Genomic DNA, 16357 nt, shown 5'->3' with positions numbered 1-16357 from the left:
CTCGCCGCTTGCGTTATGAAGCCGGATCATTATATTGCGTCGCAACAGTTTCCCCGGCAGAGCCCCCCGATCGATCTCGGAGGGTTTTTTTGTTGTGCGCGGCCGACGTGCCGCGGTGTCGGGGCGGCATTGCGCAACGGAAGCCCCAGAGCGGATTTAAGAGTCCCCGACACATGAATCTTCGTAACGTCGCCATCATCGCGCACGTCGACCACGGCAAGACGACCCTGGTCGATCAGCTCCTCAAGCAGGCCGGTTCGTTCCGCGAGAACCAGCAGGTCGCCGAACGCGCCATGGACTCCAACGACCTGGAGCGCGAGCGCGGCATCACCATCCTGGCCAAGTGCACGTCGGTCCTGTGGAACGACCTGCGCATCAACATCGTGGACACCCCCGGCCACGCCGATTTCGGCGGCGAGGTCGAGCGCATCCTCTCCATGGTGGACGGCGTGGTCCTGCTCTGCGACGCCGCCGAAGGGCCGCTGCCGCAGACCAAGTTCGTGCTGGGCAAGGCGCTGAAGCTGGGCCTGCGCCCGATCGTCGTCATCAACAAGGTGGACCGTCCCGACGGCCGTCCACACGAAGTGCATGACGAGGTGTTCGACCTCTTCGCCTCGCTCGACGCCTCGAACGAGCAGCTCGACTTCCCGACCCTGTTCGCCTCGGGCCGCAACGGCTGGGCGACCACGGACCTGGAGAACGGTGCCCGCGAGACGCTGACCCCGCTGTTCGAGCTGATCCGCGACCACGTTCCGGCGCCGAAGGTGGAAGAGGATCTGCCCTTCGCCATGCTGGCGACCACGCTGGAGGCGAACCCCTATCTGGGGCGCATCCTGACCGGCCGCATCCAGACCGGCAGCGTCAAGGTCAACATGGCCATCAAGTCGCTGAGCCGCGACGGCAAGTTGATCGAGAACGCCCGCATCAGCAAGGTGCTGGCCTTCCGCGGCCTGGAGCGCGTTCCGGTGGACGAGGCGCACGCCGGCGACATCGTCGCCCTGGCCGGCCTGACCACCACCACCGTTGCCGACACCATCTGCGCGCCGGAAGTGGCCGAGCCGCTGAACGCCCAGCCGATCGACCCGCCGACCCTGGCGATGACCTTCTCGGTCAACGACAGCCCGCTGGCCGGCCGCGAGGGCGACAAGGTCACCAGCCGCATGATCCGCGACCGGCTGTTCCGCGAGGCGGAAGGCAATGTGGCGCTGCGCATCTCCGACACCGAGGGCGGCGACGCCTTTGAGGTGGCCGGCCGCGGCGAACTGCAGCTCGGCATCCTGATCGAGACGATGCGTCGCGAGGGCTACGAGCTGGCCATCAGCCGTCCGCGCGTGCTGTTCAAGACCGATCCGCTGAACGGCCAGCGCCTGGAGCCGATCGAGGAAGTCGTCGTCGACGTGGACGAGGAATTTTCCGGCACCGTCGTGCAGAAGATGGCGGAGCGCAAGGCGGACCTCATCGAGATGCGTCCGTCGGGCGGCAACAAGACCCGCATCGTCTTCCACGCCCCGTCGCGCGGCCTGATCGGCTATCAGGGCGAGTTCCTGACCGACACCCGCGGCACCGGCATCATGAACCGGCTGTTCCACGGCTACGCCCCCTACAAGGGCACGATCGCCGGCCGGCGCACCGGCGTGCTGATCTCCAACGCCGACGGCACCGCGGTCGCCTACGCGCTGTGGAACCTGGAGGATCGCGGCCCGATGCTGATCGATCCGGGCGTTCCGGTCTATCAGGGCATGATCATCGGTGAGCACACCCGCGGCAACGACCTCGAGGTCAACGTCATTAAGGGCAAGCAGCTCACCAACATCCGCACGACCAGCAAGGACGAGGCGGTCCGCCTGACCCCGCCGATCCAGATGACGCTGGAGCGCGCCCTGTCCTACATCGGCGACGACGAGCTGGTGGAGGTGACGCCGAAGTCCATCCGCCTGCGCAAGCGCTACCTCGACCCGAACGAGCGCAAGCGTCACGCCCGCGCGGCGGAAGCCAGCTGAGGTTGACGGGCAAGGCAGCGTTGAGATCGCGGGAGGGCTTCGGCCCTCCCGCTTTTTTTATGCCCCGTTTTCTTTTCAGCGGCGGTGACCGCGGTTACCCTCCCGGAAACACATCCGGAGGGACCAATGTCAGGGCGCGAACACCAGTACGGCACGACGGTGACCTGGACCGGCAACCAGGGAACCGGAACTTCGGGCTACAAGGCGTACAGCCGCGATCTTGAGATCACGGCGCCCGGCAAGCCGCCGATCCCCGGCTCGTCCGACCCGGCCTTCCGCGGCGATCCCACGCGCTACAATCCGGAGGACATGCTCGTGGCCTCGCTCTCGGCCTGCCACATGCTGTGGTACCTGCATCTGTGCGCCGTGAACGGCGTCGCCGTTACCGCCTACACGGACAAGTCCTCCGGCACGATGGCCGAGGACGCCAATGGTGGGGGCCGCTTCACCGACGTCGTCCTGCGCCCCCAGGTTACTCTCGCCCACGGAAGCGACTCCGTCAAGGCCGTGGCCCTGCACCACGAGGCCCACGAGAAATGCTTCATCGCCAATTCGGTGAATTTCCCGGTTCGGGTCGAGGCGCGGATCGCCGTTGAATGACAAAGAAAACCCCCTTCCGGATGGAAGGGGGCGATTCCTAGTCCCGCAAGCTCTTCTTCTTGATGTCGGGCTTCTCGCCCAATTCATCGAACTTTTCCTGGACGGGCTTGTCGGGGTTGCCCGAGGCCTGCCCGGTTTCCTCGATGAGCTTGTCCTCGATCCGCTGGGCGGCGTCGGACGGGGCATCGTCCTTGCGATGCCCCCGCTCCTCCGTGCCCATCACTTGTCGCCTTTGAGGATGTCCTTCACCTTGCCGACGACCTTGTCCAGCTTGCCCTCGGCCTTGTCGGCACGGCCCTCGTCCTTCAGATCCCGGTTGCCGGTCAGGTCGCCGGCCTGCTTCTTGACTTCGCCCTTCAGCTCCTTGCCGGCACCGGTGATGCGGTCGGTGTTCATGGTGCCCTCTCCTTTGATCGGTGAATGTTTCAGCGACCGTAAACAGGGCCGCAGGAGAAACGTCACGCCTTCGCTTGGCCGCAAAGGGAGATAGGACTGTCGCGTTCGGCTTTGCCAAGCCTCACTTTTGGCCCAACCCTTCCCCGATCTTTCGGATAAGGCTGTCCCGCTCCTCCGGGCTGTAGCGCTCCGCGAAGCCCGATCCCCACACCGGCCCCGGCCACGCCGGGTCCGTCCTGGAGCGGGCGATGACATGGATATGAAGCTGTGAAACCAGATTGCCCAGAGCCCCGACGTTGATCTTGTCCGGGGTGAACAGGGTCTCCAACACGCGCGAGGCCTGGGCGATCTCGTCCACCAGCCGGTGCTGGTCCTCACGGGACATCTGGTGAATTTCCGTCAGGCCCTGCCGCACGGGAACCAGGATCAGCCAAGGCCACACCCGGTTGTCCATCAACAGGACGCGGCACAGCGGCCATTCGGCGATGAGGGCGGTATCGGCCTGCAAACGGTCATGCAGATGGAACATCGTCATGGGGTCCCGTGTCTTCCCTGTGCTTGTCTTCCCTTCGGCCCGTAAGGTTTTCCTTGCGGCGTCCGGGAAGAAAACGCCCATCCGATGCGTTCGTCCAGTGGGGATTGCCGCCGCTGCAGGCCTGGGCACCGGCGCGTCGGAGTGGGACTGGTTGCGGGACTGGGAAAAATGTATAAACTGCCGCACGATCTTTATTCGGTCCGATGATGTTCCGGTCGGAGGCGTTCGGTCTTCCGGCAAACATGGATCGCGCGGCGGATTGAGACGTGTCCTGCAACCAGGGTGGTGGGTACGGGTGTTCGGTCCGAAGGCGGTGTCGGGGCGGCGAGTCCCCCTGCGTGCCGATCCGGTTGAACCCTGTCGCTGAATTGAAAGATGCCCGGCCGGGGCGGACAAAGCCAGGACGGCCGGCAGACGTTTGGGACAAAGAAAGACAGTCATGCGCAAGTCGGCGATCGCGGCTCTTCTTCTCGTGATCCTGGGCAACATCGGAGTCTGGGCGCTGTGGAACCGCCCGGTCGCCGAACGGTCCTGGGGCGGCGCCATCAGCGGCGTCGGCTACACGCCCTTCCACCCGGACAAGAGCCCGTCCAAGGGCGACAAGGCCTCGGCGGAGGACATCGAGAAGGACATGAAGGCCCTGGAGGGGTCGGTCAAGGGCGTGCGCATCTACTCCACCACCGACGGGTCGGAGCAGACGGCGCCCATCGCCCGCAAGTACGGGATTCCGATCACCGCGGGCGCCTGGATCGCCGGCAAGCCGGAGATCGACGAGCCGGAGATCAACGGTCTGATCAAGCTGGCGCGCGACAACAACAACGTCCGCCGCGTCCTGGTCGGCAACGAAGCGATCCTGCGCGCCGACGTCACCGTCCCGCAAGCCATCGAATACATCAAGCGCGTGAAGAAGAAGGTCAACGTCCCGGTCTCCACCGCGGAGCCGTGGCACGTCTGGCTGGAGCATCCGGAACTGGCCGATGCGGTGGACTTCCTGGCCGTCCACCTGCTGCCCTATTGGGAGGGCGTGCCCGCCGACCAGTCGGTCGATTACGCCATGTTCCGCTACAACGAGCTGAAGACCAAGTTCCCGAACAAGCACATCCTGATCTCGGAAATCGGCTGGCCGGCCGACGGCCCGTGGCGCCGCGGCGCCGAGGCGAGCCAGGTCAACCAGGCCAAGTTCATCCGCACCTTTCTGAACGTCGCGGCGCAGAACAAGCTCGACTACTTCATCATGGAAGCCTTTGACCAGCCCTGGAAGCGGGAGATCGAAGGCACCGCCGGCACCAGCTGGGGCCTGTGGGACGCGTGGCGCAAGCCGAAGTTCCCGATGATCGGCGAGGTGACGGAGCTGCGGAACTGGCCGCTGATGTGCGGCGTCTCCATCGCGGTGGGCTTCCTGCCGCTCGTCTTCTTCCTGTGGCGCCGCGGCGGCGATCTGAAGTTCGGCGGGCAGGTCTTCTACGGCGCGATGATCCAGGGCGTGTCGTCGGTTCTGGTCTTCACCTTCACGGCGGCCAGCGTCGCCGGCCTCGCCACCACCACGGAAATCGCCTGGGGCATCCTGGTCTTCTGCCAGCTCGTCCTGCTCGCCGTCATGCTGATCGACGGGCTCGAACTGACCGAGGTCGTCTGGCAGGACCGCTTCAAGCGCAAGTTCCAGCCCTGCTCGGCGGCGCCCTTGCCGAACGCGCCGAAGGTCTCCATCCATGTGCCCTGCTACAACGAGCCGCCGCACATGGTCATGGAGACGCTGGACGCGCTGGCCCGGCTGGACTACCCGAACTATGAGGTCCTGCTGCTCGACAACAACACCAAGGACCCGGCGGTGTGGCGCCCGGTCGAGGAGTACTGCCGCAAGCTGGGGCCGAAGTTCCGTTTCTTCCACCTGGACAACTGGCCGGGCTTCAAGGCCGGCGCGCTGAACTTCGGCCTCGCCCAGACGGCCCCGGACGCCCAGCACATCGCCGTCATCGACAGCGACTATCAGGTCCATCCCGACTGGCTGAAGGCGACCATCCCGCATTTCGACCGGCCGGAGGTCGGTTTCGTCCAGTCCCCGCAGGACTACCGGGACTGGAGCCACGACCTGTTCCAGCGGATGATCAACTGGGAGTATGCCGGCTTCTTCCACATCGGCATGATCCAGCGCAACGAGCGCAACGCGATCATCCAGCACGGCACCATGACCATCATCCGCAAGTCGGCGCTGGAAGAGGTCGGCCGCTGGGGCGAGTGGTGCATCACCGAGGACGCCGACCTCGGCCTGCGCCTGTTCGAGCACAAGTACGAAGCCGTTTACATGCCCGAGAGCTACGGCAAGGGCCTCGTCCCCGACAGCTTCTCCGCCTACAAGACGCAGCGCTTCCGCTGGGCCTACGGTGCCGTGCAGATCCTCAAGCACCACTGGCGCGACCTGCTGCCGGGCGGCCCGCGCCTGACCGCCGGGCAGAAGTATCACTTCATCACCGGCTGGCTGCCCTGGTTCGCCGACGCCGCCCACATGATCTTCGGCATTGCCGGCATCATCTGGTCGCTCGGCCTGCTCGCCTTCCCGAAATATTTCGAGTTCCCGCCCAGCGTCTTCATGATCCCGACGCTCAGCGTTTTCGCCTTCAAGGTCGGCGCATCGCTCTGGCTGTACGAGGCGCGGGTGAAGTGCGGCTTCTGGGACAAGGTGGGGGCGGCCATCGCCGGCATGGCGCTGACCCACACGGTGGGCCGCGCCATGTGGCTGGGCATGCTCACCTCCGGGCGTCCCTTCGTCCGCACGCCGAAGTGCGAGAACCAGCCGGCGCTGATGCAGGCCTTCCTGATGGCGCGGGAGGAGATCGCTCTGCTGCTGGGCCTGTGGGGCGCCGCGTTGGCCATCGTGGTGGTGTTCGGTCACGAGAACCGCGACGCCTTCATGTGGTCGGGCCTGCTGGTCGTGCAGTCGCTGCCCTACCTGTCGGCCTTCATCACGGCGCTGATCAACGCCTTCCCGAACATCGGGCTGGGCAAGCAACGGCCGGAGCCCACGGAAGCCGCCAAGGCTGGGGCGGACTGACCATACCCGCCCATCGGATCGCCGATCCGAATCGCAAGCATGACGAGAGCCCCGCCGGAATGGCGGGGCTCTCTTCGTTTCGCCCGGAATGGCGTCCCGTGCGCGTTCTCAGTCCTGGGAACCGCCGTCCGCCATCTGCCCAATCCCGATATGCGCCGACGCGGGATGGGTGGCGTTCACCTGAATCATCAGGCGCTCGACGATCTGCAACGCCAAGCGATGCAGGTTCGGGTCCTCGCCCTTTGGATCGCGATTCTGGTGGGCGGCAGCGGCGTCCTCGAGCGCGGCATGCGCCTCCTCAAGCCGCAAGACACCGCGTTCCACCAATGCGAGCATAAGGGATTCACAAATCGAGAGGGCAGCCAGTCCCGCCGCATCCCGCTCCGCCGCCATGCCGCCCCCCGCACTCATCTGTTACCACCGACGGCCGTTCAAAACCCCATACGGCCAATGCCACCAACAGTTTTGTATATGATCCCTCACCTGTCCGGTCGAGAAAATCTAACCCCCATTAACCTATGTTATAGATGGTTTTATCGTTTGGCTTAATCGTTCGAGGCCGCCCGGAATTGGGCTGGCAGTGGCACTCGCTTCGGGGCCATAACAATTGGACGATCAAAGGCTGGAACAGAAATGACCCGCGCCCAGGCCAACATACCGTCATCTCCACTGGGACGCAAGATAACGAGTTACATGAGCCTGACAGATGAGGAGAAGAGTTTCCTCAACGAGTTGGAGCGCAATGTTACCCGGCACGGCTCGCGATCCGATCTTCTTCAGCAGGGAGAACGCTACGGTTGCGTGCGGGTGATGCGCAAAGGTTGGGCAATCCGTCACAAAGCGCTTCCCGACGGGCGGCGGCAGGTCGTCAATTTTGTCCTGCCCGGGGACATCATCGGTTTTTACTGCAACCTGTTCGAGACGGCGGACCATGGCGTCACCACCCTGACCCCGGCGGAGGTCGCCAACTTCCAGCCGGAACGCATCATCGAACTGTTCAAGCTCTTCCCCCGTCTGGCCGCCGCCCTCGCCTGGTCGGGCGCCAAGGAGGAGGCCATCATTGCCGAACGCCTGCTCAGCGTCGGACGCCGCACCGCGCTGGAACGCACCGCCCATTTGATCGTGGAACTGTTGCGGCGGTTGAGCATCGTCGGGCTGGTCGAGGCGGGGCGTTTCACCCTGCCCGTCACCCAGGAAATTCTGGCCGACGCGCTGGGGCTCAGCATCGTCCACATCAACCGGACGCTCCGCCGGCTGCGCGACATCGGGCTGATCGATCTGGCCGGACAGCAGATCACCGTCCATGATGTGAAGCAGCTCGCCTCCGTCGGCCAGTTCGACGAGCTGTACCTGCATCTGATTCAAGCCCCCAAACAGCTGGAGCACGCGCTGGACGCCAAGTCCGACCGCAAGCGCGCTGGCGATTGATCGGCTCTTCGATGCCCGGCGATATCCCTCTTCCGATTAACCTATGACAATGCGGTGGCGGGCCGTTCGATATAGAATCTAAATTACCTGCACAGATAACTAAGCACACTGCTTACGGAGCGGACCGCGGTCACCCCCGCAACAGCTTTCCCAAACAGGCCGGACGGACGGTATCGGGCAGCCGGCATCGCCGTCCTGTTTTACATTGGTTTCCCCGCTGTTCATTGGATAACGCATGACCGACGCCCCCCTCGCCGGCCGATCCGCAAGTTCCGGCACATTGACCGTCGCCCTTCTCGAGGACGACATGGTGCTGTGCCTGTGCATGGAAACTCTGTTCGAGGATTGGGGAATGCTGCTGGTCAGCGCCCCGACCCCCGCCGCTCTCCTGGACGCGCTGAACGGCGAAGCGCCCGACGTTCTGGTCGCCGATTTCCATCTGGGCCGGCACGGCAAGGCGCCGGAGTCGGTGAGGGCGGTTCTGATGAAGATCAGTCCCGCTGTCCCGGTCATCATCACCACCGGAGACGAGTCCGCTGCCACCCAGGCAGAGATCCGCGGCGCCGGCTGGCATTTCCTTCCCAAGCCCTATGACCCCGAATCGCTTCGCACCCTGATCCTAACGGTTCTGGGGCGGGCGATTTGATTCGTCCTTTCCGGGCGGCGCGTCATCAGGCGCCGGCCCGGACATCCTCCACCAACGCTTCCAACCTCTGCAGGTCGTGGACGACCAGCGCGTCGGCCCGCCGCTCCACCAGCCCATCGCGGGCGAGGTCGTTCAGCACGCGGGCGACCGTCTCGCGGGCGGTGCTGACCCGGCTGGCGATGTCGGCATGGACGGGGATCGGAGCGATCACCGCCGTCGCCCCTTCCACCCGCCCCCGCTTGGCGAGCCGCAACAGTTCGGCGTGAACACGGTTGTTGGCGCCCAGCGTCGACAGTTCCATCACCCGGTCGGTGGCAATGCGGACGACCCGGCACAGCCGCCTCATCACCGCCATGGCGAGTTCCGGGCGGCCGGACACCAGATCCTGGAATGGCCGGGGCGCCAGGAAGGCGATCAGCGTCCCGTCCTCCAGCGCCACCGCGGAGGCCGAACGCGGAAGACCGTCGATGGCCGCCATCTCGCCCAGGAAGCCGCCGGCCTCGATGTCGTCGAAGCTGATCTCGCGGCCTGCCGGGGAATGGCTCAGCACCCGCACACGCCCATGGACCACGAGCACGACGTCCCGCGAATCCCCCTGGTGGTCGATGATCTGCTCGTTGGCATGAAAGCGGCGCCAGCGGCACTGGCGCGCCACGGCGGCGCGCTCCTCCGCGGACAGCGGGCTCAGCAGCGTGATTCCGTCCAGCCGGGACAGTCCAGCGTCGGCAGGCACGGTGTCTCCTTGGTTGGTCGGCGGCCTTGAAGTCATGGGCGGGTAGCTTAGCCGGGCCTGCGCAAAGGTGGAACCATCTCCCTCCAACGGGTATCGCTAACGTCCCGTTAACCCTGAAGGCGGCAGAACGGATGGGACGCGCCCACCGGAATTGAGAGAGCCATGTCGTTCCAACTGCCCTCCGGCCCTGTTCCCCGCGGTCTGATTCCCAACGCTGGCCGCGTGGATTCGCAGCGCCTGCTGTCGGTCGTCGCCATCCCCTTCGCCGCAGCCATCGCCATGGCGACCGCTGTGGCGGCGATGGGCGGCGTGACCGACCCCATCGCGGAGGCCGGTGGGCCGATGTACTTCGTCCTGAACTTCGTCAAGTTCTGCTATCTGGCGGTTTCGATGGCCCATCTGTCCGGCGCCCTGGCGGAGCGCGCCAACGGCGGCCTGCCGGCCGGCCTGTGGCTCGATGAGATGGACCGATCGGAGCCGGAGTCCCGCGAGTCTTTCTGGCACGCCTTCCCCAACCACCTCGACGGGGCGGCCATCGCCGGCTGTGTCACGATGCTGTGCTTCCTGCTGACCTGAGAACGCGCCGTCCGGACAGCGCGCCATCCTCGACACGGATGCGGTGCAGGGTCAGCGGCACGTTCAGCAGCGTGGCCAGCACCGCGATCCACCACGCCCCGAAGACCAGGGGCAGCACGGCCAGTTCGCCCGCCACGACGAGGTAATTGGGGTGGCGGACCCAGCGGAACGGCCCGCGCCGCACCAGCGGGGCGCCAGGCAAGGTGACGATGCGGGTCGTCCAGAACCGCCCCAGCGTGGCGATCACCCAGACCCGCCCCGCCTGCAGCAGCACGAACAGAGCCAGCAGCCAGCCGTTGATCGGCGCCTCCGCCGGCACGACGGCGAACAGCAGCGCCAACCAGCCGGCGTGCAGCCCGACGAACAGCGGGTAATGGGCGGCCCCAACCTCCTGCGCGCCCTCGGCCAGCAGGCGGCGCGTGTTGCGCCGGGCGACGACCAGTTCGCCCAGACGCTGGGCCGCGACCAGCAGCAGAATGACGTGGGGCCAGCCCAGCGGCAACGACTCCATTCCAAGCGCTCCTAAAGGTCGATCTGGGCCAGCGCCGCGGTGAAGCCGGGGCCGAGCGCGCTCATCAGGTGGGGGCCGCGGGCACCGGACGCGATCCGCCGCTCCAGCACGAACAGCACGCTGGCCGCCGACATGTTGCCGCAGCGACGCAACACCGCCCAGGCGTCGTCCAGCCCGGCGGACACCGGGGCGCAGACCTCCTCCAGCGCGTGCAGCACCTTGGCGCCGCCGGGGTGGCAGATCAGCCCGGCGAGGTCACCGCGAGCCAGCCGCCGCCGCTCCAGGAAGCCGTCCATCACCGGTTCCAGGCGGCTGCGGATCAGCGCCGGGATGCTCTGGCTGAAAATCACGCCGAGCCCGTCGTCCTCGACCCGCCAGCCCATCACGTCCTGCGTTCCCGGCCAGGTGTGCTCCGCCCCATCGACGAGGCGCGGCCCCTCTCCGTCCCCATCGTCCCGCAGCACCGCGGCAGCGGCGCCGTCCGCGAACAGGGCGCTGGCGACGACATTGGTCGGTGTCGCCTCGGCCGAGCGGAAGGCCAGCGTGCAAAGCTCGACCACCAGGAACAGCACCGTCCGCCCCGCCATCGCCTGGGCGATCTGCCCGGCGCGGGTCAGCCCCAGCACGCCGCCGGCGCAGCCCAGCCCGAACAGCGGCAGCCGCACCGTGTCGGGCCGGAAGCCCATACGCTCCAGCAGCAGCGCCTCCAGGCTGGGCGTGGCGATGCCGGTGGTCGAGGCGCAGACGATGGCGTCCACATCTTGCGGCCCCAGACCGGCGCGGGCCAGCGCCTGCCCTGCCGCCTCTTCCAGCAGAGCCAAAGCGCCGTCGCGGAAGGCGGCGGTGCGCTCCGGCCAGCCGCGCGGTTCCATGTACCAGTCGATGGGCATGACCGCGTGGCGCGTCTCGATGCCGGTGTTGGCGAAGACCGGCACGAGCCGGTCGAAGTCGCGCATCCGCGGCCCGAAGACGGCCCGCGCGACGCCGAGCGCCTCGTCCTGGCCGAGACGATGGGGCGGCAGGGCCGTGGCGAGGGATAGGATGCGGGGGGTATGGGTCATCCTCAGCGATGTGATGCGCGCAGGGGTGGCGGACCAGCCCTCCGGAGGGAGTTCCTTCGCTTTCTCCCCGCCGACTCTTTCCCGCCGGCCGATACGTCGTTGTGGATTGAGCAGGAGCCATGTCCTGTATCACTATACCGGGCGTCGGATTTGCGGGGGTGGGACGTTGGATCGGAACGAGCAGAACAGCCAGAGCGCGGCGGACGAGAGCGCGTCCCACCGGCCCGCCGGCATCGGCCTGATGGGGCGGCTGCGCGCCTACTTCCTGGCGGGCGTTCTGGTGACGGCGCCGATCGCGGTCACGGTCTATCTCGGCTGGTGGCTGCTGGCCTTCATCGACGGGCATGTGCGGCCGCTGATCCCCTCCGCCTACAACCCGGAGAATTACCTGCCCTTCTCGATCCCCGGCATCGGGGTGCTGACGCTGATCATCGTGCTGACCCTGATCGGCGCCTTCGCCGCCGGCTATGTCGGGCGGCTGGTGGTGCGCATCGGCGAGGGCGTGGTGGAGCGCATGCCGGTCGTCCGCTCCGTATACGGGGCGGTGAAGCAGATCGTCGAGACGGTGCTCGCCAAGAAGTCCAAGGCCTTCCGCGAGGTGGTCCTGGTGGAGTTCCCGCGCCACGGCATCTGGTCGCTGGGCTTCATCACCGGCGCCGCCCATCCGGAGATCCAGAAGATCTCCGAAGAGGAGATGGTGCACGTCTTCATCCCCTGCGCCCCGCCGACCGCTGGCTATCTGGCGATCCTGCCGCGGCGCGAGGTGACCGTGCTGGACATGACGGTGGAGGACGGGTTGAAGCTGGTGATGTCCGGCGGCATCGTCACCCCGCCCGACCGCAAGCTCCGTGAGGTGAAGGCCGCGCTGCTGGAGGAGCGGAAGCGGGCGTGAGAGCCTCCTGACGCTTCCTTCTCACCCAGACCGCAATGTCTTGGCCGCAGCGTCCCGCTCGAACAGATACAACAGAGTCCGCAGTGCCTGACCGCGCTCGCCGGCCAGATCCGGATCGCGGTCCACAATCAGCTTCGCATCGTCGCGGGCCGCCGCCAGCAGGTCGCCGTGCACCGCCAGATCGGCCATGCGAAACTCGGGCAGGCCGGACTGTCGGGTGCCCAGCACCTCCCCCGCACCGCGCAGCCGCAAGTCCTCCTCGGCGATGACGAAGCCGTCCTCGGTGTCGCGCATCGTCTTCAGGCGCGCGCGCGCCGTCTCCGTCAGTTGCGGGTCGAACATCAGCAGGCAGGAGGACGGCTTCTCGCCACGCCCCACCCGGCCGCGGAGCTGGTGAAGCTGGGCGAGGCCGAAACGCTCGGCGTGCTCGATCACCATGACGGTGGCCTCGGGCACGTTCACGCCGACCTCGATCACCGTGGTGGCGACCAGGACGTCCAGATTGCCGGCCTGGAAGGCGGCCATCACCGCGTCCTTGTCCGGCCCACGCATCTTGCCGTGCACCAGCCCCACCCGGTCGCCGAAGGTGGCGCGCAGGAAGGCGTGGCGCTCCGTCGCGGCGGCGAGGTCGGTCTGTTCCGATTCATCCACCAGCGGACAGACCCAGTAGACCCGCGCGCCCTCCTGCACCTTGCGGTGGATGCCGTGAACCACTTCTTCCAGACGGTCGAGCGCGATGGTCACGGTCTGGATCGGCTTGCGCCCCGCCGGCTTCTCGGTCAGGCGCGACACGTCCATGTCGCCGTAGGCGGTCAGGGTCAGCGTGCGCGGGATCGGCGTCGCCGTCATCACCAGCACATCCACCGCCCGCCCCTTGGCGGAGAGCTGGAGCCGCTGGTGGACGCCGAAGCGGTGCTGCTCGTCGATCACCGCCAGGGCGAGGTCCTTGAAGGCGACATCCTCCTGGAACAGCGCGTGGGTGCCGACCAGCAGGGGCAGCTCCCCCGAGGCCAGCCGGTCCAGCACGGCCTGCCGGGCCTTGCCCTTGTCGCGCCCGGTCAGCAAAGCGAGGTCCACCCCCGCCGCCTTGCACAGCGGGGCGAGGCTTTCGGCGTGCTGGCGGGCCAGGATCTCGGTCGGCGCCATCAGGGCGGCCTGATGGCCGGCCTCCACCGCGTTCAGCATCGCCATCAGCGCGACCACCGTCTTGCCGCTGCCGACGTCGCCCTGGAGCAGGCGCAGCATCCGCCGCTCCGCCGCCATGTCCTCGTAGATCTCCGCAAGCGATGTGGCCTGGGAGTTGGTCAGGGAAAAGGGCAGCGCCGCGGCCACCTTGGCGCGCAGCCGCCCGTCGCCCTGGATGACGCGGCCCGACAGGCGGCGTTGCTGGATACGGACCAGCGTCAGGGCGAGCTGGTTCGACAGCAGCTCGTCATAGGCCAGCCTGCGGCGGATCGGGTTGGTCGGGGCGAGGTCCGCCTCGTCCTCCGGCGTGTGGGCGCGGCGGATCGACTCGTGCCAAGTCGGCCAGCCGTTGCGCGACCGCCACGCGGCGTCCTGCCATTCCGGCAGCTCCGGCACGTCGGTCAGCATGGCGCGCACGGCCTTGCGCAGCGTCTTGGCCGGAAGCCCGGCGGTCATCGGATAGACCGGCTCCACCGCCTCGATCTCGTCCTTCGATTCCAGCGGGACCACGGCATCGGGGTGGGTGATCTGCGGCGTGTCGTGGAACCACTCGACCTTGCCGGACACCACCACCGTCTTGCCGACCGGCATCTGCCGTTCCAGCCAATCGCCCTTCACATGGAAGTAGATCAGCTCCAGCACGCCCGTCTCGTCGGTGCAGCGGACCTTGTAGGGATGGCGGGAATTGTGCGGGGCCGCGTGCGAATCGATGCGCACCGTCATGGTGGCGATCCGCCCGTTCGGCGCCTCGGCGATCTTCGGGGCGTAGCGGCGGTCGATGACGCCGCACGGCAGGTGCCACAGCAGGTCCACGACCTGCGGACCGGCCAGCTTTTCGACGAGCTTGCCCAGCCGGGGACCGAGGCCGGGGAGCGCCGTCACCGGGCGGAACAGGGGGAAGAGAACGACGGGACGCACGGGGATGGGGTCTCGGCAGCGGGGATACGGGGCCTGTGGCACCCATTCAAGCCCGCCGAGGGGGCTCCGCGTCAAGCGCGGCGGTTTCCGAAGACGCCCATGGGGAGAAAAGAAGACGGCGGTGTGCAAGGGTTTGGGGGGAAGCCTGGGCGGGGGACGCCGATCCAAGGCAAAAACCCAATGCACACCGCCGCAAGAAACGATCCGAGGGTATGCGGGAACATTCCGGATCGTGTGTGGCCGGCGGCGGGAACCGCCGGTGGATGACTCGCCAGTAATCAAACGTCGTCAATGACTGCAGTTCTAGCGCCCCCCGTCTGACCCCAGCGTTGCGGGATCATGAAATCCGTTTCATGAAGCTGCCGCTCACCGGGCGGCGGCCAGCAGGGCATCGATGTCCACATGCTCCTCCAGCCGGGCGGCGATGCGGTCGAGCGCCTGTTCGACCGTCGCCGCGTAGGATTGGCCGGACGCCTCGCCCCCCAGCCCCGTCAGGAAAGCGGCGCGGAAGCCGTCCGCCCCGAACAGGCCGTGCAGGTAGCATCCCATCACCCGCCCGTCGGCGGACACCGCGCCATCCGTCTGACCGTTCGCCAGGATCAGCATCGGGCGGGCGCGGTCCGGCCCCTCCGTGCGGCCCATGTGCATCTCGTAGCCGGCGACCGCGGCCCCCGTGACGGTCTCCGTCCCGGTTGCCTCCGCCAGCACCTTCGGCCCCTTCAGCACGGTGTCCACGTCCAGCAGGCCCAGCCCCTCGGCTTCGCCCGGCGGCCCCTCGATGCCGTCCGGGTCGGCGATTCGCCGGCCGAGCATCTGGTAGCCGCCACAGATGCCCAGCACCCGCCCGCCGCGCCGGCGATGGGCGGCGAGATCGACGTCCCAGCCCTGGGCGCGCAGCACCGCCAGATCGGCGATGGTCGCCTTGCTGCCCGGCAGGATGACCAGATCGGCGTCGCCCGGCAGCGGCTGGCCACGCGGCACCATCGACAAGGCCACGTCCGGCTCCTGGGCCAGCGGGTCGAAATCGTCGAAGTTGGCGATGCGCGACAGCATCGGCACGGCGACGCGCAACCGCCCCCCGGAGCGGGTCTTCCAGGTGTCCAGCGCCACCGCGTCCTCCGCCGGCAGCAGGGCGGCGTCGGCCAGCCAGGGCACGACGCCGAAGCTCGGCCAGCCCGTGCGCTCCGCGATGACCGAGAGGCCGCCGTCGAACAGCCGCACGTCGCCGCGGAACTTGTTGATGAGGAAGCCGGCGACCAGCGCCCGCTCCTCCGACGGGATCAGGGCGTGGGTGCCGACGAGGCTGGCGATCACCCCACCGCGGTCGATGTCGCCCACCAGCACCACCGGCACGCCCGCCGCCGTGGCGAAGCCCATGTTGGCAATGTCGCCGGCCCGCAGGTTGACCTCGGCCGGGCTGCCCGCCCCCTCGACCACCACCACGTCGGCCTCGGCCTTCAGACGCGCGAAGCTGTCGAGCACGGTGGGGAGAAGCTGCCCCTTGCGCGACTGGTAGTCGCCGGCCCGCGCCGTGCCCGCCACGACGCCGCGCACCACCACCTGGGACCCGACGTCCGACTGCGGCTTCAGCAACACCGGGTTCATGTGGACGGACGGCGCCACCCCGCAGGCCCGCGCCTGGAGCGCCTGGGCGCGCCCGATCTCGCCGCCGTCGGCGGTGACGGCGGCGTTGTTGGACATGTTCTGCGGCTTGAAGGGCCGCACGGTCAGGCCGCGGCGCACCAGCGCCCGGCACAGCCCGGCCACCAGCAGCGACTTGCCGACGTCGGACCCGGTGCCCTGAAGCATGATCGCGCGCGGCATGGC

General features: G+C 67.5%; 16 protein-coding genes. 7 read left to right on the top strand and 9 right to left on the bottom strand.

Annotated features, from left to right (window positions below):
* Positions 1-173: 173 nt before the first annotated feature.
* Together typA and ACFPMG_RS04205 are read left to right on the top strand one after the other, a co-directional pair.
* Positions 174-2000, top strand: a complete 1827-nt coding sequence (gene typA, locus ACFPMG_RS04210; RefSeq protein WP_149163510.1) for a translational GTPase TypA — start codon at positions 174-176, stop codon at positions 1998-2000.
* Between the two features lie 126 nt (positions 2001-2126).
* Positions 2127-2600, top strand: a complete 474-nt coding sequence (locus ACFPMG_RS04205; protein WP_376993954.1) for an OsmC family protein — start codon at positions 2127-2129, stop codon at positions 2598-2600.
* Positions 2601-2637: 37 nt separating this feature from the next.
* On the opposite strand, the gene ACFPMG_RS04200 is transcribed toward ACFPMG_RS04205, so the two are convergent.
* The 3 genes from ACFPMG_RS04200 to ACFPMG_RS04190 all read right to left on the bottom strand — a co-directional run bounded on the left by ACFPMG_RS04200 (position 2638) and on the right by ACFPMG_RS04190 (position 3531).
* Positions 2638-2820: a hypothetical protein gene (locus ACFPMG_RS04200; protein ID WP_035674501.1), complete on the bottom strand. Its 183-nt coding sequence runs from the start codon at positions 2818-2820 to the stop codon at positions 2638-2640.
* The gene (locus ACFPMG_RS04195) at positions 2820-2996 is read right to left on the bottom strand and encodes a CsbD family protein (protein ID WP_014240705.1); all 177 of its coding nucleotides are present in this window, start codon (positions 2994-2996) and stop codon (positions 2820-2822) included. Before ACFPMG_RS04195 ends, ACFPMG_RS04200 begins: the two co-directional genes overlap by 1 nt.
* Before the next feature lie 121 nt (positions 2997-3117).
* Positions 3118-3531: an HIT domain-containing protein gene (locus tag ACFPMG_RS04190; RefSeq protein WP_376993953.1), complete on the bottom strand. Its 414-nt coding sequence runs from the start codon at positions 3529-3531 to the stop codon at positions 3118-3120.
* Positions 3532-3970: 439 nt separating this feature from the next.
* On the opposite strand from ACFPMG_RS04190, the gene ACFPMG_RS04185 reads away from it, so the two are divergent.
* A complete protein-coding gene (locus ACFPMG_RS04185) occupies positions 3971-6580 on the top strand; it encodes a glycosyltransferase family 2 protein (RefSeq protein WP_376993952.1) in 2610 nt (869 codons plus the stop codon).
* 108 nt (positions 6581-6688) lie between these two features.
* Here ACFPMG_RS04185 and ACFPMG_RS04180 read toward each other — a convergent pair whose 3' ends face one another.
* A complete protein-coding gene (locus ACFPMG_RS04180; protein WP_137103037.1) occupies positions 6689-6973 on the bottom strand; it encodes a hypothetical protein in 285 nt (94 codons plus the stop codon).
* A gap of 300 nt (positions 6974-7273) precedes the next feature.
* Between ACFPMG_RS04180 and ACFPMG_RS04175 the strand changes: the two genes are divergently transcribed.
* Together ACFPMG_RS04175 and ACFPMG_RS04170 are read left to right on the top strand one after the other, a co-directional pair.
* Positions 7274-8008 carry a Crp/Fnr family transcriptional regulator gene (locus ACFPMG_RS04175; RefSeq protein WP_376993951.1) on the top strand — a complete coding sequence of 245 codons (735 nt, stop codon included), beginning with the start codon at positions 7274-7276 and terminating at the stop codon, positions 8006-8008.
* A gap of 235 nt (positions 8009-8243) precedes the next feature.
* The gene (locus ACFPMG_RS04170; protein WP_376993950.1) at positions 8244-8654 is read left to right on the top strand and encodes a response regulator; all 411 of its coding nucleotides are present in this window, start codon (positions 8244-8246) and stop codon (positions 8652-8654) included.
* Positions 8655-8679: 25 nt separating this feature from the next.
* On the opposite strand, the gene ACFPMG_RS04165 is transcribed toward ACFPMG_RS04170, so the two are convergent.
* Positions 8680-9387, bottom strand: coding sequence for a Crp/Fnr family transcriptional regulator (locus tag ACFPMG_RS04165; protein ID WP_376993949.1), 708 nt, complete (start codon positions 9385-9387; stop codon positions 8680-8682).
* A gap of 162 nt (positions 9388-9549) precedes the next feature.
* On the opposite strand from ACFPMG_RS04165, the gene ACFPMG_RS04160 reads away from it, so the two are divergent.
* A complete protein-coding gene (locus ACFPMG_RS04160; protein ID WP_376993948.1) occupies positions 9550-9963 on the top strand; it encodes a hypothetical protein in 414 nt (137 codons plus the stop codon).
* On the opposite strand, the gene ACFPMG_RS04155 is transcribed toward ACFPMG_RS04160, so the two are convergent.
* Positions 9935-10474: an isoprenylcysteine carboxyl methyltransferase family protein gene (locus ACFPMG_RS04155; RefSeq protein WP_376993947.1), complete on the bottom strand. Its 540-nt coding sequence runs from the start codon at positions 10472-10474 to the stop codon at positions 9935-9937. The two genes, ACFPMG_RS04160 and ACFPMG_RS04155, sit on opposite strands and share 29 nt — an antisense overlap.
* A gap of 11 nt (positions 10475-10485) precedes the next feature.
* On the bottom strand, positions 10486-11535 hold the full coding sequence (locus tag ACFPMG_RS04150; RefSeq protein ID WP_376993946.1) for a type III polyketide synthase: 1050 nt from the start codon (positions 11533-11535) through the stop codon (positions 10486-10488).
* A 166-nt stretch (positions 11536-11701) separates the two neighbouring features.
* Between ACFPMG_RS04150 and ACFPMG_RS04145 the strand changes: the two genes are divergently transcribed.
* Complete coding sequence (locus ACFPMG_RS04145; RefSeq protein ID WP_376993945.1) at positions 11702-12427, top strand: DUF502 domain-containing protein; 726 nt, start codon at positions 11702-11704, stop codon at positions 12425-12427.
* 21 nt (positions 12428-12448) lie between these two features.
* Here the strand turns inward: ACFPMG_RS04145 and recG are convergent, their stop codons facing one another.
* Positions 12449-14530 carry an ATP-dependent DNA helicase RecG gene (recG, locus tag ACFPMG_RS04140; protein WP_145686658.1) on the bottom strand — a complete coding sequence of 694 codons (2082 nt, stop codon included), beginning with the start codon at positions 14528-14530 and terminating at the stop codon, positions 12449-12451.
* Between the two features lie 366 nt (positions 14531-14896).
* Positions 14897-16354: a cobyric acid synthase gene (locus ACFPMG_RS04135; protein WP_376993944.1), complete on the bottom strand. Its 1458-nt coding sequence runs from the start codon at positions 16352-16354 to the stop codon at positions 14897-14899.
* Positions 16355-16357: the final 3 nt, after the last annotated feature.

The sequence above is a fragment of the Azospirillum himalayense genome (genome assembly GCF_042657465.1).
Lineage (GTDB): Bacteria > Pseudomonadota > Alphaproteobacteria > Azospirillales > Azospirillaceae > Azospirillum > Azospirillum himalayense.
The sequence above is the reverse complement of the archived record's forward strand: the minus strand, read 5'-3'. Positions and strand labels throughout refer to the sequence as shown.